Here is a 23,130-nt window from a genome sequence, read left to right on the forward strand (position 1 = left end):
AGATGTTCACAGGCCATGGCGATACTCTTTATTTAAATTATCATAGATGGGAAATGAAAGGGTGCCCCGAGCACCCTTTGGAAACTCAGATTTTGCAGGCACCGCTGGCACAGCCATCATCTTGAATGCTGGTTTGCATGTCATCGGCACCATCACGGGTATTTTGGTAATACAGGGTTTTCAGGCCAAATTTATAGGCCGTCAGCAAGTCTTTGATTAATTGTTTCATCGGGACTTTTTGTCCTTCAAAACGTTGCGGATCGTAGTTGGTATTGGCTGATATCGACTGGTCGATGAATTTTTGCATGATACCTACCAGATGCAGGTAGCCTTCGTTATTCGGCATATCCCAGAGTAGCTCATACTGATTATGCAGGCGTTCAAATTCTGGCACCACTTGTTTGAGAATACCGTCTTTGGATGCTTTTATGGATACGAGTCCGCGTGGCGGTTCAATACCATTGGTAGCATTGGCAATTTGGCTGGATGTTTCTGAAGGCATCAGTGCTGTCAGGGTAGAGTTGCGCAAGCCATGTTTAACAATATCGGCACGTAAGGTTTCCCAGTCTAGGTGCAGTGGTTCCTGACAGATTTTGTCCAGATCTTTTTTGTAGGTATCAATTGGCAACAAGCCTTGTGCATAGGTGGTATCGCTGAATTTAGGACAGGCACCCAATTCTTTTGCCAGTTTAACTGATGCTTTGAGCAGGTAATACTGAATAGCCTCAAATGTGCGATGTGTAAGACTGATGGCGGAGCCATCACTGTATTTCACGCCATTTTTAGCCAGATAGTAAGCAAAGTTGATAACTCCGATACCCAGTGTACGCCGATTCATGGTAGCCAGTTCGGCGGCTTTGATGGGGTAGTTCTGATAGTCCAGCAGGGCATCTAAAGCACGGGTTGCCAGCTCGGCCAGTTCTTCCAGTTCTTCCAGATTTTCCAGTACGCCCAGATTGAATGCTGAGAGGGTACACAGGGCAATTTCTCCCTCTGGGTCTTTGATATCGTTTAGTGGTCGGGTAGGCAGGGCAATTTCTAGGCACAGATTTGACTGGCGTACTGGTGCAAGTTTGGGGTCAAACGGGCTATGGGTATTACAGTGGTCAACATTTTGGATATAAATTCGCCCGGTACCTGCGCGCTCCTGCATTAACAGGGAGAACAGATCTACGGCAGGAATACTGCGGCGGGTAATGCTGTTGTCTTTTTCATATAAAGCGTAGAGGCGCTCAAATTCGTCCTGATCAGCGAAAAATGCGTCGTACAGACCTGGTACTTCTGATGGTGAAAACAGGCTGATATTTTCGCCTTTAATCAGGCGAGTATACAGCAGGCGATTAATCTGTACGCCGTAATCTAGATGACGAACACGGTTTTCTTCTACGCCACGATTATTTTTCAGTACCAGCAGATTTTCTATTTCCAGATGCCATAAGGGATAGAACAGGGTAGCAGCTCCGCCGCGTACGCCACCTTGTGAGCATGATTTAACCGCAGCCTGAAACATTTTATAAAACGGAATACAGCCGGTGTGCTGAGCTTCTCCACCACGTATTTCGCTACCCAGTGCACGAATACGGCCAGCGTTAATGCCAATGCCGGCTCGCTGGGATACATATTTGACAATCGCGCTGGTGGTGGCATTGATGCTGTCGAGGCTGTCATCGCATTCAATCAGTACGCAAGAAGAAAACTGGCGTGTTGGTGTGCGCACACCCGACATAATTGGTGTGGGCAGGGAAATTTTGAAGGTACTGATGGCGTGATAGAATTTTTTTACATATTCTAACCGGCTTGCCTGCGGATAACGGGCAAACAGACACATTGCTACCAGCATATATAAAAATTGCGGGCTTTCAAAGATTTGTTTGGTAACGCGGTTCTGTACCAGATATTTTCCTTCGAGCTGTTTGACCGCTGCATAGGAGAAAGTTAGGTCGCGATTATGGTCAATGCACGCATTCAGTTCATCAAATTCAACCTGTGAATAGTCCTGTAATATGTGTTTGTCGTATTTGCCAGATTCAGTCAAAGTGGTTACATGTTCATACAGATGTGGCGGTTCAAACTGACCAAAAGCAATTTTGCGTAAGTGAAAGATAGCCAGTCGGGCAGCTAAATACTGATAGTCTGGTGTTTCAGTTGAGATTAAGTCGGCAGCCGCTTTGATAATGGTTTCGTGAATGTCATCGGTGCGAATACCATTGTAAAACTGAATGTGTGAGCGCATTTCTACCTGAGATACGGATACATTATCCAGCCCCTCTGCTGCCCAGGTAACAACTTTATGGATTTTATCCAGATTGATGTCTTCCAAACTTCCGTTACGTTTGGTTACTTTGAGATTGGCTACCGCATTCATGAGTTATTCTTTCTAGCACAAGTAAAGCAGAAAAAAACAGCGACGACACAAAATGTAGTGGTCAACTGTTGTTTTAAGCACAATATACTGGTTTTTTGCTGTAAAAAAAAGACTTGTCAAAACCAACTATATCCGTTTCGTCATGGTGAGTGGGTTAAGCGGTGTAATGATTTTTGTTGATTCACAAACAGTTTGGTTTGATTTGTCTCATTTTGAATAGAAAAGTAAAAAATATTATTAATTTTTCAGTTCTATTAGTTTTTTTATATCGGGGGATAAGTTTGGCTCGTATCTGACTACATTCATTGAAAAAAAGAAATACTGCCTAAAATATAAGCTTGGCACAGCTTCACTTAGTTTTTAGACAGTAATTACCAGTAGTTAGGCTTTAGTGTTGCAATAGTGACTCATTTAGTTTTAAGTCATTGTTGTAATTAATACTGATCTGGTTATCTAGTACTTTCTGAGCAATGGCTTTAGCTTCCTCGAGCGAATGCATGGTGTAACTGCCACACTGATAACGGTTCAGTTCAGGTATATGATTCTGGTCGGTAACGGCGAGTACGTCCTGCATGGCTGCTGCCCAGGCTTTGGCTACTGTAGCTTCGTCAGGTGTCCCAATCAGGCTCATGTAAAAGCCTGTACGACAGCCCATAGGGGAAATATCGATAATCTCTACTTTGTCGCTGTTGAGGTGGTTGCGCATGAAACCGGCAAATAAATGTTCAAGCGTATGCATACCTTTTTCCGGCAAAATTGCCTGATTTGGTTTGCAAAAGCGCAAATCAAACACGGTGATGTCATCTCCTTTGGGGGTCGACATGTTTTTGGCTATACGCACTGCCGGTGCATGCATGCGGGTATGGTCTACAGTAAAACTATCCAGTAATGGCATGATGATTCCTTTGTAGTTGTTAGCCTAGAACTTTCCGGGCACTGGCAAATAGCCGGTACCAGCCAGACATTTCCGGCCAGTCACGTGGAGCCCAGCTCATTTGTGCTGTCTGAAATACCCGTTCCGGGTGTGGCATCATAATGGTAACACGGCCATCCTGATTGCTGACACCTGCAATACCTGCAGGGGACCCATTCGGGTTTAACGGATATGTATCCGTTACCTGATTATGGCCATCTACATACTGTAATGCAATAGCCAGCTCTGGCGGTACGTTGTTTTGCGGCAGATGGCTAAAGTCTGCTCGTCCCTCTCCATGGCTTACCACTACGGGCAAGCTGCTGCCAATCATATCTGCCAGAATTAATGATGAAGAGGCAGGAATTGTCACCATACTCAGGCGTGCTTCAAACTGCTCGGAATTATTACGGCGAAAACGAGGCCATGTTTCTGTACCCGGGATAATTTCAGCCAGATTACTGAGCATCTGACAGCCATTACATACGCCTAGAGCCAGTGTGTCCGGACGGGCGAAAAATTCAGCAAATTGTTGTCGTAGTTGCTGATTGAATAGAATGCTTTTTGCCCAGCCCTCACCGGCGCCAAGTACATCTCCATAGCTGAAACCGCCGCAGGCAGCCAGCAGGTGAAAATCTTTCAGCGTTACTCGTCCGGCCAGTAAGTCACTCATGTGTACATCATGGGCAGCAAAGCCGGCACGTGTAAATGCAGCAGCCATTTCTAGCTGTCCGTTTACGCCTTGTTCACGCAGAATGGCTACTTTAGGCTGTTCACTTCGGTGAATATAGGGTAAGGCAATATCTTCGGCAGGGTTAAAACTCAATTCTGCAAATAACCCCTGTGAGCGTTCCTGTTCTAGTAAAGCAAACTCACTGTCGGCACAGCTAGGATTATCGCGTAAGCGTTGCATGTGATAACTGGTCTCACTCCAGCTTTTTTGCAGGTCTACACGATTTTCATTAAGTAGAACCGTATTGCCGTGATGCACCATTAATCGGTCGGTGGTATTGATGTGACCGAGAATATGCAGCGTATCAGCTAGTCCGGCTTCAGCAAAGGAAGCCTGAATACTGGCAACTTCAGTATTGTGTACCTGAATCACTGCACCCAGTTCTTCAGTAAAGAGGCTGCGTACTGCTGCATCCTGTAGTTTCTGATTATGACTGTGCTGGTTGGTCTGCTGGATAAGTGAGGCAATATTGATGGTTACGCCTATATGGGCGGCAAACATCATTTCTGCCAGTGTCACTACCAGACCGCCATCGCTGCGGTCGTGATACGCCAGAATTTTCTGCTCGCGAATTAACGATTGCATAAGGTGGAAAAAATTAGCTAGTAATGCTGGTGTATTGACATCAGGCGCATGGCCACTGAGGTTTTTCCACACCTGTTGTAAGGCGCTGCCGCCCATGCGACTATAGCCTTGACCAAGGTCAATGGCCAGCAGGGTAGTGTCTGTAATATTCTGGAGTTCAGGGGTAACGGTATGGCAAACATTGTTTACCGGTGCAAAAGCAGTGATAACCGCAGATAAAGGCGACACTACTCGTTTTTCTTCGCTGTTATCGTGCCAGATTGTTTGCATTGACAAGGAATCTTTGCCAACAGGGATACTCAGCTGCAATTTCTGGCATAGTTCAGATACCGCCTCTACGGTTTCATACAGGCGTGCATCTTCACCTGTAAATCCACAGGCAGCCATCCAGTTGGCAGAAAGTTTAATTTTGTTCAGTGTGCCGATATCAGCAGCAGTAATGTTGGTTAATGCCTCCCCAACGGCCATGCGTCCAGATGCAGCACCGGAAAATAAAGCCAGAGGTGATTTCTCACCCATACTCATGGCCTCGCCAAGCAAGGTATTAAAGCCCATTTTGGTAACTGCAACATCGGCAACCGGTGTCTGGAAACGTCCGACCATCTGGTCACGGTGGGTAAGGCCGCCAACAGTGCGATCACCGATGGTAATCAGAAACTGTTTGCTGGCTACAGTGGGCAGGCGTAATACTCGGTAAAGACTTTCACGAATGTCCAGCTTGCTGCCATCAAAGGGGGCAATCTCTTCGTTAACGGTATGGTCGGTACGGGTAATTTTAGGGGGCTTGCCTAGTAATACGTCTAGCGGGATATCTACTGGGTTATTGTTAAATAAATCATCACGCAGTCGCAATTGTCCATCGTTTGTGGCTGTGCCAACAACAGCAAACGGACAGCGTTCACGCTGGCAAATGGCCTGAAAGATTTCGAGATTTTCTGGCAATATGGCTAATACATAGCGTTCCTGTGCTTCATTACACCAGATTTGCAGTGGATTAAGGCCGTGTTCTTCCAATGGTATCTGGCGTAGCTGAAACACCGCCCCACGGCCGGCATCGTTTACCAGTTCTGGAAAGGCATTAGATAACCCTCCTGCACCGACATCATGAATGGAAATAATTGGGTTGTCCGAACCTAGTTGCCAGCAGCGGTCGATAACTTCCTGAGCACGACGTTCGATTTCTGGATTACCGCGTTGTACTGAGTCAAAATCTAGGTCAGCATGATTGGCACCGGTACTCATGCTGGATGCAGCTCCGCCACCCAGACCAATCAGTAGGCCGGGGCCTCCCAGTTGAATGAGTAGTGCGCCGGCAGGAATTTTGTCTTTGAAAATTTGCTGTTCCTGAATGTTACCCAGTCCGCCGGCAATCATAATGGGTTTATGAAAGCCGCGCATGGTGCCGTTGAATAATTCTTCAAAGGTGCGGAAATAGCCGAGAAGATTAGGACGGCCGAATTCATTATTAAAGGCAGCAGCGCCAATCGGTCCATCCAGCATGATATCCAGTGCACTGCTGATGTGTGCCGGTTTGCCATATTGGTTACGGGTAGCAGTATATTGCTCCCATGGCTGGATAAATTCGGGTATAGAAAGATTGGAAACACTGAAGCCACTTAAACCCGCTTTAGGTCGTGCTCCTTTACCTGTGGCACCCTCATCACGTATTTCGCCTCCAGAACCGGTGGCTGCGCCGGCGAAAGGTGCAATAGCGGTAGGATGATTATGAGTTTCCACTTTCATCAGAATATGGGTTGCTTCAACCTTAAACTGATATCGCTGCTGTTGATTAGCCTGAGGGTAAAAGCGCTCAATACTGGCACCGGTAATAATTGAAGAATTGTCTTTATAAGCTACTAATGTACCTTCAGGATGTGCTTGATGAGTGGAGCGAATCATGCCAAACAGGGATGCTGGTTTGGCTTCATCGTCAATGATGAAGCCGGCATTAAAAATCTTGTGGCGGCAATGTTCGGAGTTTGCTTGAGCAAACATCATCAGTTCTACATCTGTAGGATTGCGTTGCAGCTGCTGATAATTTGTCACTAGATAATCTATTTCATCTGCGGATAACGCCAGCCCCATTTGCTGGTTTGCTTTTTCCAGAGGGTCTTTACCTTCTGTCAATACATCAATACTGGTAAAACTTTGCGCTTTTGTCGTGTGAAATAGTTGTACCGCATCTGCTACAGAAGCAAGTACGCTTTCAGTCATGCGGTCATGTAACATAGCCAGCCAGCTTTCCTGCTCCTGCTGACTGAGCTGTCTGGAAAAAGAATATAGAATGCCACGTTCAATGCGTTTAATCGTGGTTAGACCGCAATTGTGAGCAATGTCAGTAGCTTTGGAAGCCCAGGGTGAAATGGTTCCTAAGCGTGGGGTAACCAGAAGCTGAGTGCCGGTCAGAGTGCTGCTGCTCTGGTTCGTGGCACACAGCAGTTCAAGTAATTTTCGTTGATTGTCTGGACTGAGCTCAGTTGCTGAATCCACAAAATAGCGAAATTCGCTGTTTATCTGAATATCGCAGTCCAGTTGCAGTTTTGCAGCCTGCTGTAACAGTTTATCAATACGGAACGGGGAAAGTGCGGCCTCGCCGCACAGTGACAGTACAACTGACATGATGAGGGTAGCTCACTTCGGTAGAGGGTTTTGGCTGAGGCGCAATTTTACGCGAAAAATAGGTGCTTTGCTTGGTTTTATGTTATTGGGGATGGGCGGTTTGAGTTTCAGATAAGGATATGGTAGTTTTTATCTCTGTAGATACAGTAAAAAGGGAAGTACTGGTATGAAAAAGATTGAAGCAATCGTTAAACCGTTCAAACTGGATGATGTGCGCGAGGCCTTGTCTGATGTAGGTTTTAGCGGAATGACTGTATCTGAGGTCAAAGGTTTTGGACGCCAGAAAGGGCATACAGAAATTTATCGTGGTGCCGAATATGCGGTAGATTTTTTACCTAAGGTAAAAATTGAACTGGTGTTGCCGGACGAGCGAGTGGAACAGGCAATTGAGGTTATTGTGGCTGCTGCTCACTCTGGCAAAATCGGCGATGGTAAAATTTTTGTGTTGCCTGTGGAGCAGGCGGTGCGTATTCGTACCGGTGAGCAGAATGAATCGGCAATTTGAGCGCTGGCCTGATTGATACCAAACCGTCTGAATTCAATCGCAATAGAGTAATTTAACTGTCAATTGTATTCAGACGGTTTATCTTTACTTGTGAAATATCAATGTTGCTTTGAGCCTGAGCAGTGCCACAGACTAAGCATAATCAGGGTGGCAATAAAAAACTTGAGTAAATCAAAGCCAGCAAATGGAAGATAACCCAGTTGCAGGGCATGATAGATGTCCGTGTGCAGATAGAATGCCAGATAGGCAACACCAAAGAAAAATATAATCTGGTGAGCAAGTGCAAAGGCACATAGCCCGCTGAAAAAATGCCGGTCGTAACCTCTTTCAGCCGCTAAGCCTGCAATATAGGCACTAACAATAAATCCATACAGATAACCGGCTGAAGCTGATGTCAGGGCATTTATTCCGCTATGTCCACCGGCAAAAAAAGGTAGTCCGCAAGCACCCAATATTAAATATCCGAGCATGACCAATACAGCAAGTCTGCGCCCCAAAAAGGCGCCAAGCAGTAAAACGGTCAGAGATTGCAGAGATAAGGGTATAGGTTGCAGAGGAATGCTGATATTGGCTGATAAGGCCATAAGGAGTATGCCGGTTGTGATTACCAGCAATTTATGCGGCCATTGGACTACAGAGCAGTATTGCAGAAGATAGGGCTGATGGGTACGGGATAATGTGAAATTCATAGAAAGCCGGAAGTAAAATAAAAATTTGGTAGAAAGACAATACTCGCAGGCAAATAAAAAAGCGGCCGTAGCCGCTTGAATATAAGGTTACAATACGTAGCGAGCCAAATCCTCACGTTCGGCAATATCCTGTAATCGCGCGTCTACATAGGCTGCATCTATGGCTATGTCACCAGCAGGAGCTTCGAAAGAAACTTCTTCAAGCAGTTTTTCCATCACTGTATGCAGGCGGCGTGCGCCAATATTCTCTGTTTTCTCATTCACCTGAAATGCAATTTCGGCAATACGGGCAATACCATCATCGGTAAATTGCAGATTTACGTCATCAGTAGCCAGTAAAGCAGAATATTGCTCGGTCAGATTAGCATGTGTGGTGGTAAGGATGGCTTTGAAGTCGTTCACACTCAGATTATCCAGCTCAACCCGGATAGGGAAACGCCCTTGTAATTCGGGTATTAGGTCGCTCGGACGATTAAGGTGGAATGCACCAGAGGCAATAAACAGGATATGGTCAGTTTTAATCATGCCATACTTGGTTTGCACTGTTGTGCCTTCAACCAGTGGTAGCAGATCACGTTGCACACCCTGACGCGACACATCACCACCATGTCGGTTGCTATCAGTAGCGATTTTGTCGATTTCATCCAGAAATACAATACCGTTTTGCTCAACCGCTTTGATGGCCTGCTCGCGTAATTCTTCTTCACTTACCAGTTTGGCTGCCTCTTCATCCAGCAATAGTTTCATGGCGGCGCTTACTTTCATTTTCTGCGCTTTGGTTTTACCCTGTCCCATGCTGCTGAACATATCCTGCAACTGATTGGTAAAGTCTTCCATTCCCGGAGGGCCCATTACTGACATGGCTGGAGAAGGAGAAGCGGCAACTTCGATTTCAATTTCTTTATCATCCAGTTCGCCTTTACGTAACATCTGACGGAATTTTTGCCGCGTGTGATTTTCCGGCTGCGCTTCCTGCGGTTCACCGGCAAAACCCACACTGCGTGGTGGCGGTAACAGGGCATCCAGAATGCGGTTTTCGGCAGCATCTTGTGCACGGTCGCGATTTTTGGCGATTGTCTGACTGCGAATGTTTTTCAGCGCAATTTCAATCAGGTCGCGAATAATGCTGTCCACATCGCGGCCAACATAGCCCACTTCGGTAAATTTAGTGGCTTCTATTTTAATAAACGGCGCATTGGCCAGACGGGCAAGGCGGCGGGCAATCTCTGTTTTACCTACGCCGGTAGGGCCAATCATTAATATATTTTTCGGGACAATTTCACTTTGTAATGGTTCGGTAACACGACTGCGGCGGTAACGGTTTCTCAGTGCTACTGCTACTGCACGTTTGGCCTGAGTTTGGCCGATAATATGTTTATCCAGTTCATGAACGATTTCGCTCGGGGTCATTACTGCTGTACTCATCTTGTTCCAATCTTGATATTTGACCGTTTTTGACAACTTAAATTAACAGGCCAAGGCAATTACAAGGTTTCGATAGTGTGGTTCTGGTTTGTGTAAATGCAGATATCACCGGCGATTTCCAGTGATTTTTTAACTACCACGGCTGGTTCCAGTTCGGTGTTTTCCATCAATGCACGGGCTGCAGACTGGGCAAAAGCACCACCGGAGCCTATGGCGGCAATACTCTGTTCTGGTTCGAGTACATCGCCATTACCAGTGATCACAAGTGTATTTTTTTTGTCGGCTACAATTAACATTGCTTCAAGCCGGCGCAGGGCACGGTCAGTACGCCATTCTTTGGCCAGCTCAATTGCAGCCACCATTAGTTTACCTTGATGTTTTTGCAGCTTGCTTTCAAACAGTTCAATCAAAGTGAATGCATCAGCAGTGCCACCGGCAAAGCCGGCGAGAACCTGATTGTTATACAGTTTACGCACTTTGCGTGCGGTGCCTTTAATAATAGTATTCCCCAATGTCACTTGACCATCGCCTCCGATGGCGACGTTTTCGCCGCGTCGAACGGAAATGATGGTGGTGCCGTCGAATTGTTGCATGTCTTGTGATCCTTTGCTGACCAACAGTCACAATAACTGTCGGAAAATGTAACTGTCTTTAAATAAGGGCAGTTTGGTCTGCTTTCAAGTTAATAGGTTGAGGGGTTTTGGCCGATATAACCATGATATCAATGATAATCATAGGGTTGCTGAGTTGAAATTCGGATAACCAATTACAGAAACTGGGCGAAACCAGAACTAGCCAGATGATGCTGAACGCAAAAACAAACAAGATGCAAATAAGTTACTGTATAAGAAAGGATGAAAAATGTATAGTTGGTATAGCAATATAGAATGATACTGGAAAAAAGGTGAATACCGCGAGGTTTTAATTAATTAAAGGAAAACGATGGCTGGGGCAGAAACTATGTTGCTGACAGTCTTAGAAGACTTCGAGCAGATGTGGCAGCAGAAAACCTAGCCAATCGGGAAATCGACCAAATTATTGGCTAGTAAAATAAATGTATTTACAGAAGCTGAAAGAAAAAGATAATAGAAAGTTAGGCATGTAAAAGTTCTGACTAAGCTTTAAAGATATTAAAAATCTAAGATTTTATGTTTTGTAATCATCTTTTGAGCATTGCCATATAGTTATCAGTGTGTTTTCTCATGCTTAATTTTTCTAGTGCCGCAGGCTAATCTGTTTTTTGCAGATAATCTGGTGCCAGTTCTGGGAGAAGTAAGGAAATTCTGTAGATCAATCATGGCCTCGTCACAAGCATGAACTGTTAAGTTAGAGCGGAAATCATATTTTTTACAGAGATTAATTGCTTGCTGCTTTAATAGTGTTATAGAAGCCTCTGGCTCTTTTTTCAAATTTTTAAGTATTTCATGGAGGTAGCTATATTAATTTCCAACCATTGCTAGGTAAGTCAAAAACATCAGCTACAGCAGTAGTTTAATCTTGTCGGAGTCGTGTGTGCTCAAGATTCATTATTCTCTTTTTCTTTTCGAGTAGATTGGTGCTACAGCTAACGGTCTGTGGTCATTTGCAGTTACTGAAAGAGTAAATGTGTTTGGAATAGTTATTTGTAATAGCTATTCTTGATTAGGTTAAAAGCTGTCTTTGTGCGAGTAACTTTTATTCTGTAGGCAATAGGATAAATAATATAATCACTGTAAAAATGTATGCTGTTTGTTCAGTTAAAGTACTATTTGCAAGTAAATATAAATCATTAAAATAATAATGTTTCTGCGCAAAAGTTTTCATCTATTCTAAAAAACGGCAACCTAAAAGGTTGCCGTTTTTTCAACTATGAGAACTTATTTTTTTGTGTTTGGTCTTTTGTGTTTATAGACTTTTTTAGTGGTAACTGTTTTAGTGGTTTTAACTGTTTTGGTTCTTGCAGGAGCAACTTTGGTTCTTACAGGAGCAACTGCTACTGTACCATTATCCACTACGCAATTCTGAGTAACAATTTGCGGAACGATTTTTTCCTGACCATTAACAATCTGTTTGCCAGGTTGTAACAGACCCAGAGCACTAACTTGATCTACAGTATCGCTGTTAGCAATAGCTGTTTTCCATGTGATGCCTTCAGGAGAAACGAAAGTATTATAGTTAACGTCGCTGGTATCACGCATCATTACTGGAGATAGTTTGCCCTGATAATTTACTTGAGCGGCTACTACGTTCTGGCCTTGTAAGCCATACATTACGCGTAAGCTGTTTTTAACGTTGTCGGTACCGCACAGGTATGATACTTCTTTACGTGCGTCAATCTGTACATTGTCAGTAGTAGTAGCTGTAGTAGTTGTAGTTGACTGGACGACAGGTGTTTTGTGATGAGATTTTGATGCACAGCCAGTTAGAGCAAGCATTAATATTACAGCGGGGACGAGAACTTTTTTCATGACAACTCCTTCAAGCATTTATTAATAAATCGTTAGATAACATAAACCATCATACTTGGCTTAGGTAAAGATGCAATAGATGTATCTTAGTCTTTTTTATCTAATGTTTGTTATTATTAAAAAATACCAATTAAATGTTATCATTGCTATATTAGCAGGACTTGAATGAAACTTTCCCCACAACATCATGTTTAAATGGAATATTTGCTTTAGCGATTAAATATTTACAAGTAAGTGCCATTATTTCTAGTACATTAAATTTTCTAAATTTAACCTTGTTTGACTTGGTGTCTGTACCACGCTTCTGTCGTCCAAATTAAACGCAGTCAGACTGCCACCCCATAATGCTCCGGTGTCGACGCAGACAACATTGTCTCCTTCATACAGACCCAATGCTGACCAGTGACCAAATAAAATGGTTTTATCAGTGTTCTGTCTATTTGAAGCTTTGAACCATGGTAAATGATGTGCCGGCATGGCATTAAGGGTGCCTTTATAATCAAAATCCATGACATTATTATCAGTGAGTGCACGCATACGTGTAAAAACATTAGTAATGAAACGCAGCCTTGCATCACCACTGAGATTGTTGTCCCAATGGGTAGGTTTATTGCCGTACATGGTGGCAAAAAACTGTTCCGGGGTATTCTGCAAAACGGTTTCCACTTCATGTGCCAGTAGCTGAGCCTGTGTGCACGTCCATTCTGGCCAGATACCTGCATGTACCAATACATAGCCTGCTTGTTGGTAATATAAAGGTTGCTGCCGTAACCAGCTAATTAATTCTTTTCTATCTGGTGCGTTGAGAACATCATCGATAGTGTCTGCACGTTTGAGTTTGCCATAGCCGTAATGCACAGCCAGTAAATGTAAATCATGGTTGCCCAAAATGGTTTGCATACAGCCATCATGTTGTTTTACCAAGCGCAATGTGGCCAGTGATTGTGGACCACGATTGACCAGATCACCCGTAAGCCATAAAGTATCAGTGCCGGGATTAAAGTCTATTTTGGCCAGCAGGCTCTGAAATTCTGCCAGACACCCTTGTATATCACCAATTACATATTGTGCCATATCCAATCCTTCCTGCTGATCAGGAAAAACAGCCACACTGGCTGCTTGTTCCTGAATTTGTCTGCTTACTTGTCCAGAACCAGAACACCTTCTGCTTCAACTAGTACACCTTTGGGTAATGCAGAAACTTCAACGGCTGCACGAGCAGGATATGGAGCAGTAAAGTATTGCGCCATAATCTCATTAAACGTAGCAAAATTGCTTAAATCGGTCAGATAGGCATTTACTTTGACCAGATCATTCAGGTTACCGCCAGCAGCTTCCGCAACTGCCTGAAGATTTTTAAATACCTGATGTGCCTGTTCTGCAAAACCACCATCTACTATTTGCATGGTTTCTGCTACCAGAGGAATCTGGCCGGACAGGTATACGGTGTTACCAGCGCGTACTGCCTGAGAATAAGCACCGATGGCGGCCGGTGCCTTATCTGTATGGATAATATTTTTACTCATGAAGCTATTCCTTTGCATTAAAGAAAAAGGATTATCGAATAATCAGGCTTTCAAAAATAAAGCCAGTAAATCATTCAGAAAACTGCGTCCCAGCTTTGTGGGGCGCAAATACAGCGGATTTGCATCCAGTAAACCACGTTCAACTGCCTGAGTGATGGCATGCTGTATCACGGACAGAGGCAGGCCGGTACGTTCACTAAACCATGCGCTTGGCACGCCGCCAGTCAATCGTAAGGCATTAAGCATAAACTCAAAGGGTAAATCCTGTACCGATACTTGCTGACGGGTAATAGCATGTTGCGGTTGCTGCTGCATAGCCTGTAAATAGTCTTTTGGATGTCGGCTGCGAGTTGTGCGTATGATTTCCTGAGCGTTGGATATTTTACCATGTGCACCGGCACCAATACCGATATAGTCACCAAATTGCCAGTAGTTTAGATTATGCCAGCACTCCTGTTGTGGCTGGGCAAAAGCTGAAGTTTCGTAGTGAGTAAATCCGGCCTGAAGTAATGCTGTGTGTACTGTATCTTCAATATCAGCGATATGGTCATCGTCCGGTAATTGTGGTGGCGGAGAATGGGCAAACGGTGTATTTGGTTCCAGCGTAAGCTGATAGGCACTGATATGCTGTACACCAGTTGAAATAGCCGTGTGAATGTCATCTTTTGCCTGTTTGACTGTTTGTCCGGGTAGAGCATACATTAAATCTATATTCACTTTGGGAAACAAAGTTAAACCAGATTCGATGGCACTTAGAGCCTCGTCACGGTTATGAATACGCCCAAGCGTAGTCAGTTTGTCATTGGCAAAGCTTTGTACCCCGATTGAAAGGCGGTTAATCCCTGCTGCTGCAAAAGCAGCAAAACGGTTACGTTCAAATGTACCTGGATTTGCTTCAAGCGTGATTTCAGCTGCCGGCAACAGATTGACACGTGCACGAATACCACTTAACAATTGCTCAAAAGCAGCTGCTGAAAACAAGCTCGGGGTACCGCCACCGATAAAAATCGTTTGTACTGTCCTACCCCAGAAATAAGGCAGTTCCGTTTCCAGATCGGTTAGTAAGGCAGCAATATAGGCCTGTTCATTCAGTTCCTGTTTCAACTGGTGTGAATTAAAATCGCAATATGGGCATTTCCGCACACACCATGGGATATGGATATATAACGATAATGGCGGTAAGCAGGAAAGAAGTGGAAACTGATTCCAGGGTGTTTGCAGAGAAACAGAAATTTCAGACATCAGTATTCAGGCCATATTGTTGCTGAAGTTTTGCTATTAGCATATTCAATGCCTGTGCTCGGTGGCTGATTCGATTTTTTTCTTCGTGACTCATTTGTGCAGCGGTTAATTGCTGTTCAGGTAAATAAAAATGCGGATCATAGCCGAAACCATTATTTCCGGCAGCAGATGACTGCCACAAGCCCGGCCAGTTTGCTTCGGCAATCAGCGGTTGTGGGTCGTCAGCATGACGCACCAATACCAGTACACATACGTAAAATACACTTTTATCACTTTTTTGGCGTAATTCGGCATCCAGTTTGGCATTATTGGCGATATCTGATTTTGGCTCTGTACCCGCATAGCGGGCAGAATGAACACCGGGCGCGCCATGCAGAGCATTGGCACAAATACCGGAATCATCGGCCAGTGCTGGTAAGCCGCTGTGGTGGCTGGCGTGCCGTGCTTTAGCCAGTGCATTTTCTACAAAAGTTACATAGGGCTCAGGACATTCGGTAATATTGAAAGCTGACTGCGGTACAATTTCTATGTTTAGTGATTTAAACAGGCGGCTGAATTCAGCCAGTTTACCTTGATTATTACTGGCAAGAACAATTTTATTCATGATTAACGTCATTAGAGGATAAGGCTTGATACATTTTCTGGCTGGCGCGTTCACGCAGTGTAAACGCCAATGCGGCAAATTGTCCCAGCGCACTGGCAAAAGCCAGTAAACAGCAAATTATTGCAATAGTATGCTGTTGATGTATCCAATAATAACAGCCTAATACCACCCAGCCAATAAACATTAATGTACATGAAGCCAGAGTGAGTAATAAAAGTTTGAGTTTGGTCATTTTGGGATGATTACAAATTAATGGTCTAGTGTTATGCAGACTATAGTAATCAGTTAAATTGGGATGGTTTGTAACTGGTTATGGTGTTCAAAATGAAACAGAATACAAATGATTTACTGATATTAGGCATTAGACCTAACATACAGATTATCTGCCTGAATACACATATCCGCGCTTTTCTGACGAAAATTTATTTTTTACCAAGAGAGGTAAAATCTTTATTAGTAGTGTCTGGTGTCTGTTCTTTATGCTGTTGTTTCATTCTCCATATTTTCATATATAACGGTAAATCAATAATCATGATAAGTAAGGCCATAATAAAACATATAGAGCTTTCAGGAGAAAGCTGGCGCTCATTGTGATAGAGTGTGAAACCGATTCCAATAAATATTACGTATAGTATTGAAAGAAAAATATTAATAATAGTTAGTCTTTTTATTGACATGGTTATGTTTGAGAGTGAAATTTATATTGTATATTAGTTATCTAATGTGTTTGTTATTGTACTGTAAAATTTTATTTAATGGGATATTCTTTAGGAATAAATGTGTTGCTGGTTGTAGTTGCTTTAGATTAATTTAAATCTCGGCTGAATTTAATTAGCTTAACTGTAAGTGGTGTTATTATCACCAATCCAATTGTGGCAATAATGAGACAGCAAATACTGTACCATAAGGGATAGCGTATATTGGCAAAGAAAATGGTGCCGATAACGAGAGCTGCAATAACTATCATTGATAGAAAACAATAACTAATAATCAGTTTTTTCATATTCTTCATTTAATAACATTATTTAAAGCTTAATAAAAACTATTCATTTGCATCACGAGCATGTATATCTGATATCAGGTTTTAGATAGTTTGCATGTAGTATAGAAGTAAAATATTAACCGAGAAAAATCCATTCTGGCTAGAAAATATTTGTTTACATCGCCCTGAAAACACTCAAAGCTAATTAATACTCTGGCTATGCTTTATACAATTAAGTATTTAAATTTTATCTGGATTCAATCTGCCGGAACAAATCCGGATAAATTAAGATATTACTTTCATATAGCTATAATAATTATTTTTGATTTCAGTGCATTGATGAATCATCATGTCAGGCAGTATGAGCAGTTACCGGACTGTTTGGATGCGTTACTATTGGGATGAAAGTAATTAATCTGATTTAAGATATAAATATATTGTTGGCTGGTAGAATAGTGTTCCCAATGATTTTATTTGCAGCCAATTTGCTATATTTATTGCCATAGCTGGATTAGATAATGATGGCTTTCTGCTGTAGCTATGCTATGAATCATTGATATTGCAGTATATTTATGTAATATCAGGTATGTGGCCAGTAATTAAATCCAGAAAAATAAAAAGCCTGCGTAAGCAGGCTTTTAGATTAACGCAATTGCTGATCCAGTTGCTGAATCCATTTTTTGGTATCTTTGCCAGTATAGGGTGTGCCATCTTCATTAGCCAAGCTGACACGGGTACCACCATCATTCAGTGGTTGTGCCAATACCATTAAACGCGGCTGCTGTTTCGGTTGCTGTTGTTGCTCAACTTTTTTGCTGCGTCCAAACATGCGGCTAAACAGCCCGGGTTTTTTATTGGAAACTGAAGAAGCTTCAGCAGCAGCTACTTCCACCAGATAAACATATTGGTTCCGGTTTTCACCGATAACATTCAGACCAATACGATCCAGAGCCAGTGCAACACGGCGCCAATTGCGTTCTTGTGAACCTAGCATATAAACACTATTACCGTCTGACTTGGCCAGTATATTTTCATTCGTGTTTTGCTTCTGAGCAGCTATCTGCTGCTGCACCTGTTTGATATCTGCGCCCAGATATTGCATAAAACGTGCAAGGAATGCAGCTTCGAGCTCAGGTTCATTCGGCCGAGGTTGCCAAGCAGTGCTGTCTCCATCCTTGCTGGTATAAACTTCTTTCATACCTTTCTGGCTAAAGAATACATCTGTACCACCTTTGCTGTTGCGTTCCAGCCGGATCGTAAACATATCACGTTCACCACTGGAATAAATACCGCCCAGACCTACTTTTTCAAAAATGCCACGAATGGCATCTGAGGGTAGTTTGGCACGGTTTTCAGCCCAATTGGTTTGCATTAAGCCGATGGCTGGTTCTTCCCGCTCAATAGTAAAACCTTGTTCTTGCCAGAATGCTTTCAGTAGTGGCCATAATTCACCAGCTTGTTTGTTGTCTATGGTCAGCCAGCGAATGCTGCCATCACGCTGAAAGTGAATATCTGGTACTTGTGTCAGTACCTGAGTATTGGCATTGGTCTGGCTTTTGCTGGCAGATTTGTTCAAATCGCTGGCACGTACTGCACCATTAATCAATGAACTACCCGGAGCACTGAAACGATTACCCTGATTCGGGTCAGTCAGGTCTGGTGGTACATCCAGTTGGACAATTTTTTTATTGTCTGACTGATAATCCAGTTTGGGCAGGTTTTCTTTTTTGCTGGCACAAGCGGCAAGGCTTGCCGCCAGCAGAGTCAGAACAACGGTTTTACTTATATTCATATCGGCCACTTTCTGTGTGCATTATTATAGCAATGTTGGCTTGTGTCTTTAGATTAGTCCAGCTTCCTGCATGGCAGCCAGTACTGTGGCCTGTCCGGCAGGAGACAGTTCGATAATCGGCAGGCGGCAAACGGGGTTAATTTTGCCTAATTTGGACAAAGCCCATTTGGTTGGTGCCGGGCTCGGTTCGCAAAAAAGGTCACCATGCAGGCGCTGTAATTTGTCATTCAGAGTGCGTGCGCCGGCGATGTCCCCGCGTAAGGCTGCATGACACATGTCAGCAAACATTTTTGGAGCAACATTTGCTGTAACACTGATTACACCATGGCCACCGCATAACAGGAATGCCATGGCAGTGGGATCATCACCAGAATATACTGCAAAATTTTCAGGTACATGTTTAAACAGGTAGCATGCACGGGCAATATTACCAGTGGCTTCTTTAATCCCCACAATATTATCGATTTCTGCTAGCCGTAAAGCCGTATCTGGTTGCATATCGGCAACAGTACGACCAGGTACATTGTACAGAATCATGGGAATACTGGTAGCTTCAGCAATGGTTTTGAAATGGCGGTATATACCTTCCTGATTGGGCTTGTTGTAGTAAGGCACTACTGACAATGTCATATCGGCACCAGCCTGCTGTGCTTCCTGAGCCAGATAGATCGCTTCATGCGTATTGTTGGCACCAGTGCCTGCAATCACTTTAACGCGTCCAGCTACGTGTTCAACAGCAGTTTTAATCACATTCAGGTGTTCATCAACACTAAGTGTAGCTGATTCACCGGTAGTTCCAACAGCAACAATAGCGTCGGTACCGGATTCGATGTGCCAGTCAATAAGCTGCTTGTATTGTTCATAATCAATACTGCCATCTGTATGCATAGGCGTTACGATGGCAACTAGGCTGCCTGTCAACATAATTCTACCCTTTACAGGTGAGCTAAAAATGTGATGATTGTAGCGTATTTTTTTCCTTTCGTGGAAATCAGCCTATTATCAGATTGATTTTGATAAAAGTAGTTTGATTATGTTAAATATTTTATTGCTCAATAGTTTGCTCTGGATTAAATGTCATTGCTTCGCTTAAAATACGCTGCTTTATATTCATTTAACACATGCATAAAGCAAATAAGGAAGGATGACATGACCGATAATTCCTCTGTTCGTACACACGATGAACACTCTGATCTGGTCTATGGTCTGGAGGAAAAACCTCCTGTTTTAAATGGTTTGCTTAGTGCATTAACTCATTTACTTGCTCTGTTTGTGCCAATGGTGGCACCTGCTCTGGTAGTTGGCGGTGCCTTGAAACTGCCGGCGGACATGACTGCTTATCTGGTGTCTATGTCCATGGTTGCCTCCGGTGTTGGTACATATATTCAAGTACACCGTTTTGGTGTCATTGGTTCGGGGTTATTATCTATTCAATCAGTTAATTTTTCTTTTGTTACCGTGATGATTGCGCTTGGACTGGGCATGAAAGAGAACGGTATGAACGAAAATGCCATGATTTCTACTTTACTGGGCGTCTCTTTTGTAGGCGCCTTTTTAGTAATTGGTGCATCATGGTTATTGCCTTTTCTGAAAAAAATCATCACGCCTACAGTAAGCGGCATAGTGGTTTTAATGATAGGCCTGAGCCTGATTCATGTAGGCATTACCGATTTTGGTGGCGGTCTCCCAGCCAAGGCCAATCAAACTTTCGGTTCTTGGTCAAATCTCGCATTATCTACATTCGTGCTATTTACTGTGTTGTTATTTAATTGCTTCAAAAATGCATGGTGGCGCATGGCTGGTATTGCGGTAGGGCTGATATCCGGTTATGTGATTGCGATTTTTATGGGTATTGTTGATTTTTCGAATCTACATGACTTGCCCCTGATTACCATACCGATACCATTCAAATATGGTTTTGCCTTCGACTGGCATGCATTTATCGTTGCCAGCACCATTTATCTGTTAAGTGTCTTTGAAGCAGTTGGAGATTTAACCGCCACGGCCATGATTTCCAATCAGCCGGTAGACGGACCATCGTATACAAGCCGTCTGCGTGGTGGGGTAATGGCTGATGGTCTGGTTTCTGTAATTGCTACAGCTCTGGGTTCTTTGCCATTAACAACATTTGCTCAGAATAATGGTGTCATTCAGATGACTGGTGTTGCCTCGCGGCATGTCGGAAAATACATTGCAGTGATTTTGATCATACTTGGGTTATTTCCTTGGGTAGGTGCTATTTTCACTACTATTCCTAGTCCAGTTCTCGGGGGGGCAATGGTAGTTATGTTTGGTTTGATTGTGACTGCTGGTATTCGTATTATCATTACAGCCGGAATTCGCCGCCGTGAAGCGGTTATCTGTGCTACATCGCTAGGCCTTGGGCTAGGGGTAGCATTTGAGCCGGAAGTTTTTGCTCAGTTACCTATTCTGTTTCAGAACCCGATTTGTATGGGCGGAATTGTGGCAATTATCTTGAATCTGCTGCTGCCACATGATAAAAGTGAGCCTGCAGTATATTTAAGCGATGATATTCCACATTAATTAATATGTGTTAAAAAAGCTGCCTGAAAATTCAGGCAGCTTTTTTTGTAGAATAATCAAAACTGATAGTAAGATTTTTATTTTTTCTTGGTAAGCAAATTTTCACCATCTGTGGGGTGTAAGCGTGCAAATATCCAGCTTGAAAGCAGGGTACATAGTCCCAGAATAATAAATGTGATTCGAAAAGCTGTGGTGATATTGTGATTTATAAAACTGGCACGAGTAAAACTCTGTAGCAGTAAGGCACCTATTGCTATGCCGAAGCTCAGTGCCAGTTGCTGGTTAACGGCCATTAGGCTAGTACCACTGCTTATTTGATTGGGACGTAGGTCAGCCAGTGTAATGGTGTTCATGCCGGTAAATTGTAAGGAATTGCATGCGCCCAGAATGCACAAATGCATTAGGATCAGCCATTGTGGTGTACTGGCACTAATAAGAGCCAATGACATTATCAATATACCAATAATACGGGTATTCCACGCCAGTGTATTGCGATAGCCGAAGTGGTTCATTAATGGCTTTAGAAATGGTTTGGCAAATATGGCAGCCAGAGCAAGAGGCATTAATAGCCAGCCTGAGTTGACTGCGTCGTAGTTAAAAGCAACTTGAAATAATAACGGTAATAATAATGGTAAAGCACTCATACCTAGGCGGCTAACCAGATTACCTGCCAGCCCCAGACGAAAAGTACGTACTAGAATTAGATGTGGCGGATATAATGCACGGTTGTTCTGACGCGCATGAGCTAAATAGGCGATTAGCGCTCCAATACCTGCTATAGCCATCATGCAACCGAACAGCATGTTATTGGCATGTGACATGGTTTCAAAGGTAAGAGTCATGCAGAAAGCCGATGCCGAAAACAGAAAGAAACCTAAACCATCAAAATAATTTGCCGGACGGTTAAAATTGGGCATGATATACCAGGTAACCAGTAATCCCAGCAGGCCGATTGGCACGTTTAGCAGAAAAATCCAGTGCCAGCTGGTATATACTACTAGATAACCACCAATAATCGGTCCGAGTACTGGCCCGATAAGTGCTGGCATAATGGCATAATTCATGACTGTGATCAATTTGGAACGGTCGTAAGCCTGCATCATTGTCAAACGGGCTACCGGTGTGAGCATGGCTCCGCCCAGTCCCTGAATAATTCTGGCTAAGACTAGCAGAGCCAAGTTACTACTGGCCGCACATAAGACAGAGCCAATAACAAATATAACCATAGAACCCATAAAGAGTTTACGTGTGCCTAGTTTGTCGGAAAGAAAACCAGACAGAGGCATCAAGATGGCCAGTGTCAGTGCATAAGCAATAATAGCCGATTGCATGTTCAGTGGAGATTGCCCCAGATCAGCAGCCATTGAGGGCAGTGCAGTGTTGAGTATGGTTGCATCCAGCTGCTGCATAAAGATGGCTATTGCCAATAATATAGGCAAAAAGCGTGATGGTTTACTGCTATTAATGGTAGCCATAATTGCTATTTATTAATGATGGTTCAATTCATTATAACAGAATCATGTTGGTTCTTAATTCAGCAGTATAAATGCAGAAGTATGCTGAATGGAATGTATAATATATAAGTTATCAATAATATATTAATATGGATGGTTTCTGGATTAAGACTAAATGTGTTCTTTACTTTGGAAACAAGAAAAAATCAATTTATATTGAGTTAAGTCCATTAACTGAAATATCCAGTTTTACTTAATTTTTTCTGATTGTTCTAGTATTCTAGAATATGCATAAGAACTATTATAAGATGAGAAATTGCATTTTTTGTTATTAAAAGTAATATTATTTAGCTGATTTGGTAATTAATTTACCGTAATTTTATGATCAATTTGTTAATTCTTAATAAAATTTATAAATGTGTCAGATTTATTGATATGAGAAGAACATGCACCATCTGCAAGCAAAATAATCTTGTTATCTTTTTGATTATTGATGATATGAGATCTATTATATATATCATTGCGGCATCCATATTCGTAAATATCTTGAATGCTGGTTTTGCAATGCAGAAATAATTTGCACCATCAGATTTCTTTGTTTTTGTGGAGTAATATCATTGCAAAAAAGCTTTTATTCACAATTATTTTGTAATTTTATTAATGAAATTTTTATTTTAATCAGAAAATGTTATATTTTTTTTCAAA

17 protein-coding genes are annotated in these 23,130 nt (G+C 42.9%); 2 read left to right on the top strand and 15 right to left on the bottom strand.

Translation table 11 applies throughout. The features are described 5' to 3' along the window. Positions 1-85: 85 nt before the first annotated feature. From nrdA to purL, 3 genes are all read right to left on the bottom strand, one after another. Positions 86-2,365, bottom strand: a complete 2,280-nt coding sequence (nrdA, locus tag BHC51_RS01745; protein ID WP_100123715.1) for a class 1a ribonucleoside-diphosphate reductase subunit alpha — start codon at positions 2,363-2,365, stop codon at positions 86-88. Positions 2,366-2,753: 388 nt separating this feature from the next. Next, complete coding sequence (gene luxS, locus BHC51_RS01750; RefSeq protein ID WP_100153169.1) at positions 2,754-3,260, bottom strand: S-ribosylhomocysteine lyase; 507 nt, start codon at positions 3,258-3,260, stop codon at positions 2,754-2,756. Positions 3,261-3,279: 19 nt separating this feature from the next. After that, complete coding sequence (gene purL / locus BHC51_RS01755) at positions 3,280-7,215, bottom strand: phosphoribosylformylglycinamidine synthase (RefSeq protein ID WP_100153170.1); 3,936 nt, start codon at positions 7,213-7,215, stop codon at positions 3,280-3,282. Positions 7,216-7,381: 166 nt separating this feature from the next. Between purL and BHC51_RS01760 the strand changes: the two genes are divergently transcribed. Beyond that, on the top strand, positions 7,382-7,720 hold the full coding sequence (locus BHC51_RS01760; protein WP_100098823.1) for a P-II family nitrogen regulator: 339 nt from the start codon (positions 7,382-7,384) through the stop codon (positions 7,718-7,720). 98 nt (positions 7,721-7,818) lie between these two features. Here BHC51_RS01760 and BHC51_RS01765 read toward each other — a convergent pair whose 3' ends face one another. The 11 genes from BHC51_RS01765 to dapA all read right to left on the bottom strand — a co-directional run bounded on the left by BHC51_RS01765 (position 7,819) and on the right by dapA (position 19,351). Continuing rightward, entirely contained in the window at positions 7,819-8,409 is a 591-nt protein-coding gene (locus BHC51_RS01765) for a biotin transporter BioY (RefSeq protein WP_100153171.1), read from the bottom strand. Positions 8,410-8,496: 87 nt separating this feature from the next. Continuing rightward, entirely contained in the window at positions 8,497-9,834 is a 1,338-nt protein-coding gene (hslU, locus tag BHC51_RS01770; protein ID WP_257381381.1) for an ATP-dependent protease ATPase subunit HslU, read from the bottom strand. 59 nt (positions 9,835-9,893) lie between these two features. Continuing rightward, positions 9,894-10,427, bottom strand: a complete 534-nt coding sequence (gene hslV / locus BHC51_RS01775; protein ID WP_100098825.1) for an ATP-dependent protease subunit HslV — start codon at positions 10,425-10,427, stop codon at positions 9,894-9,896. 1,263 nt (positions 10,428-11,690) lie between these two features. Next, positions 11,691-12,281: a hypothetical protein gene (locus BHC51_RS01780; protein WP_100098826.1), complete on the bottom strand. Its 591-nt coding sequence runs from the start codon at positions 12,279-12,281 to the stop codon at positions 11,691-11,693. Between the two features lie 246 nt (positions 12,282-12,527). Then, a complete protein-coding gene (locus BHC51_RS01785) occupies positions 12,528-13,355 on the bottom strand; it encodes a symmetrical bis(5'-nucleosyl)-tetraphosphatase (RefSeq protein ID WP_100135511.1) in 828 nt (275 codons plus the stop codon). A gap of 65 nt (positions 13,356-13,420) precedes the next feature. After that, a complete protein-coding gene (locus BHC51_RS01790; RefSeq protein ID WP_100098827.1) occupies positions 13,421-13,807 on the bottom strand; it encodes a RidA family protein in 387 nt (128 codons plus the stop codon). Between the two features lie 42 nt (positions 13,808-13,849). After that, positions 13,850-15,049, bottom strand: a complete 1,200-nt coding sequence (gene hemW, locus BHC51_RS01795; RefSeq protein ID WP_100135441.1) for a radical SAM family heme chaperone HemW — start codon at positions 15,047-15,049, stop codon at positions 13,850-13,852. Beyond that, the gene (rdgB, locus tag BHC51_RS01800; protein ID WP_100098923.1) at positions 15,042-15,656 is read right to left on the bottom strand and encodes an RdgB/HAM1 family non-canonical purine NTP pyrophosphatase; all 615 of its coding nucleotides are present in this window, start codon (positions 15,654-15,656) and stop codon (positions 15,042-15,044) included. The genes hemW and rdgB overlap by 8 nt, the downstream gene beginning before the upstream one ends. After that, positions 15,646-15,885, bottom strand: coding sequence for an NGO_0222 family membrane protein (locus BHC51_RS01805; RefSeq protein WP_100098829.1), 240 nt, complete (start codon positions 15,883-15,885; stop codon positions 15,646-15,648). The genes rdgB and BHC51_RS01805 overlap by 11 nt, the downstream gene beginning before the upstream one ends. A 1,393-nt stretch (positions 15,886-17,278) precedes the next feature. Then, entirely contained in the window at positions 17,279-18,427 is a 1,149-nt protein-coding gene (gene bamC, locus BHC51_RS01815) for an outer membrane protein assembly factor BamC (protein ID WP_100153172.1), read from the bottom strand. A gap of 48 nt (positions 18,428-18,475) precedes the next feature. Next, entirely contained in the window at positions 18,476-19,351 is an 876-nt protein-coding gene (gene dapA / locus BHC51_RS01820; protein WP_100098831.1) for a 4-hydroxy-tetrahydrodipicolinate synthase, read from the bottom strand. A gap of 225 nt (positions 19,352-19,576) precedes the next feature. Here dapA and BHC51_RS01825 point away from each other — a divergent pair, with 225 nt between their 5' ends. Then, positions 19,577-20,971 (top strand): nucleobase:cation symporter-2 family protein, encoded by a 1,395-nt coding sequence (locus BHC51_RS01825; RefSeq protein ID WP_100098832.1) that lies wholly within the window; start codon positions 19,577-19,579, stop codon positions 20,969-20,971. Positions 20,972-21,048: 77 nt separating this feature from the next. Here BHC51_RS01825 and BHC51_RS01830 read toward each other — a convergent pair whose 3' ends face one another. Beyond that, on the bottom strand, positions 21,049-22,446 hold the full coding sequence (locus BHC51_RS01830) for a DHA2 family efflux MFS transporter permease subunit (RefSeq protein WP_100098833.1): 1,398 nt from the start codon (positions 22,444-22,446) through the stop codon (positions 21,049-21,051). Positions 22,447-23,130 lie beyond the last annotated feature (684 nt).

It is taken from the genome of Snodgrassella alvi (genome assembly GCF_002777745.1).
GTDB classification, from domain to species: Bacteria; Pseudomonadota; Gammaproteobacteria; order Burkholderiales; family Neisseriaceae; genus Snodgrassella; species Snodgrassella alvi_D.

Excerpts from the sequence above, each read along its gene's own strand:
- hemW (WP_100135441.1), bottom strand. The coding sequence starts at position 15,049 with ATGTCTGAAATTTCTGTTTCTCTGCAAACACCCTGGAATCAGTTTCCA.
- BHC51_RS01780 (WP_100098826.1), bottom strand. The coding sequence starts at position 12,281 with ATGAAAAAAGTTCTCGTCCCCGCTGTAATATTAATGCTTGCTCTAACT.
- hslU (WP_257381381.1), bottom strand. The coding sequence starts at position 9,834 with ATGAGTACAGCAGTAATGACCCCGAGCGAAATCGTTCATGAACTGGAT.
- dapA (WP_100098831.1), bottom strand. The coding sequence starts at position 19,351 with ATGTTGACAGGCAGCCTAGTTGCCATCGTAACGCCTATGCATACAGAT.
- BHC51_RS01805 (WP_100098829.1), bottom strand. The coding sequence starts at position 15,885 with ATGACCAAACTCAAACTTTTATTACTCACTCTGGCTTCATGTACATTA.
- BHC51_RS01825 (WP_100098832.1), top strand. The coding sequence starts at position 19,577 with ATGACCGATAATTCCTCTGTTCGTACACACGATGAACACTCTGATCTG.
- luxS (WP_100153169.1), bottom strand. The coding sequence starts at position 3,260 with ATGCCATTACTGGATAGTTTTACTGTAGACCATACCCGCATGCATGCA.
- BHC51_RS01785 (WP_100135511.1), bottom strand. The coding sequence starts at position 13,355 with ATGGCACAATATGTAATTGGTGATATACAAGGGTGTCTGGCAGAATTT.
- bamC (WP_100153172.1), bottom strand. The coding sequence starts at position 18,427 with ATGAATATAAGTAAAACCGTTGTTCTGACTCTGCTGGCGGCAAGCCTT.
- BHC51_RS01765 (WP_100153171.1), bottom strand. The coding sequence starts at position 8,409 with ATGAATTTCACATTATCCCGTACCCATCAGCCCTATCTTCTGCAATAC.
- purL (WP_100153170.1), bottom strand. The coding sequence starts at position 7,215 with ATGTCAGTTGTACTGTCACTGTGCGGCGAGGCCGCACTTTCCCCGTTC.
- BHC51_RS01830 (WP_100098833.1), bottom strand. The coding sequence starts at position 22,446 with ATGGCTACCATTAATAGCAGTAAACCATCACGCTTTTTGCCTATATTA.
- hslV (WP_100098825.1), bottom strand. The coding sequence starts at position 10,427 with ATGCAACAATTCGACGGCACCACCATCATTTCCGTTCGACGCGGCGAA.
- nrdA (WP_100123715.1), bottom strand. The coding sequence starts at position 2,365 with ATGAATGCGGTAGCCAATCTCAAAGTAACCAAACGTAACGGAAGTTTG.
- BHC51_RS01790 (WP_100098827.1), bottom strand. The coding sequence starts at position 13,807 with ATGAGTAAAAATATTATCCATACAGATAAGGCACCGGCCGCCATCGGT.
- BHC51_RS01760 (WP_100098823.1), top strand. The coding sequence starts at position 7,382 with ATGAAAAAGATTGAAGCAATCGTTAAACCGTTCAAACTGGATGATGTG.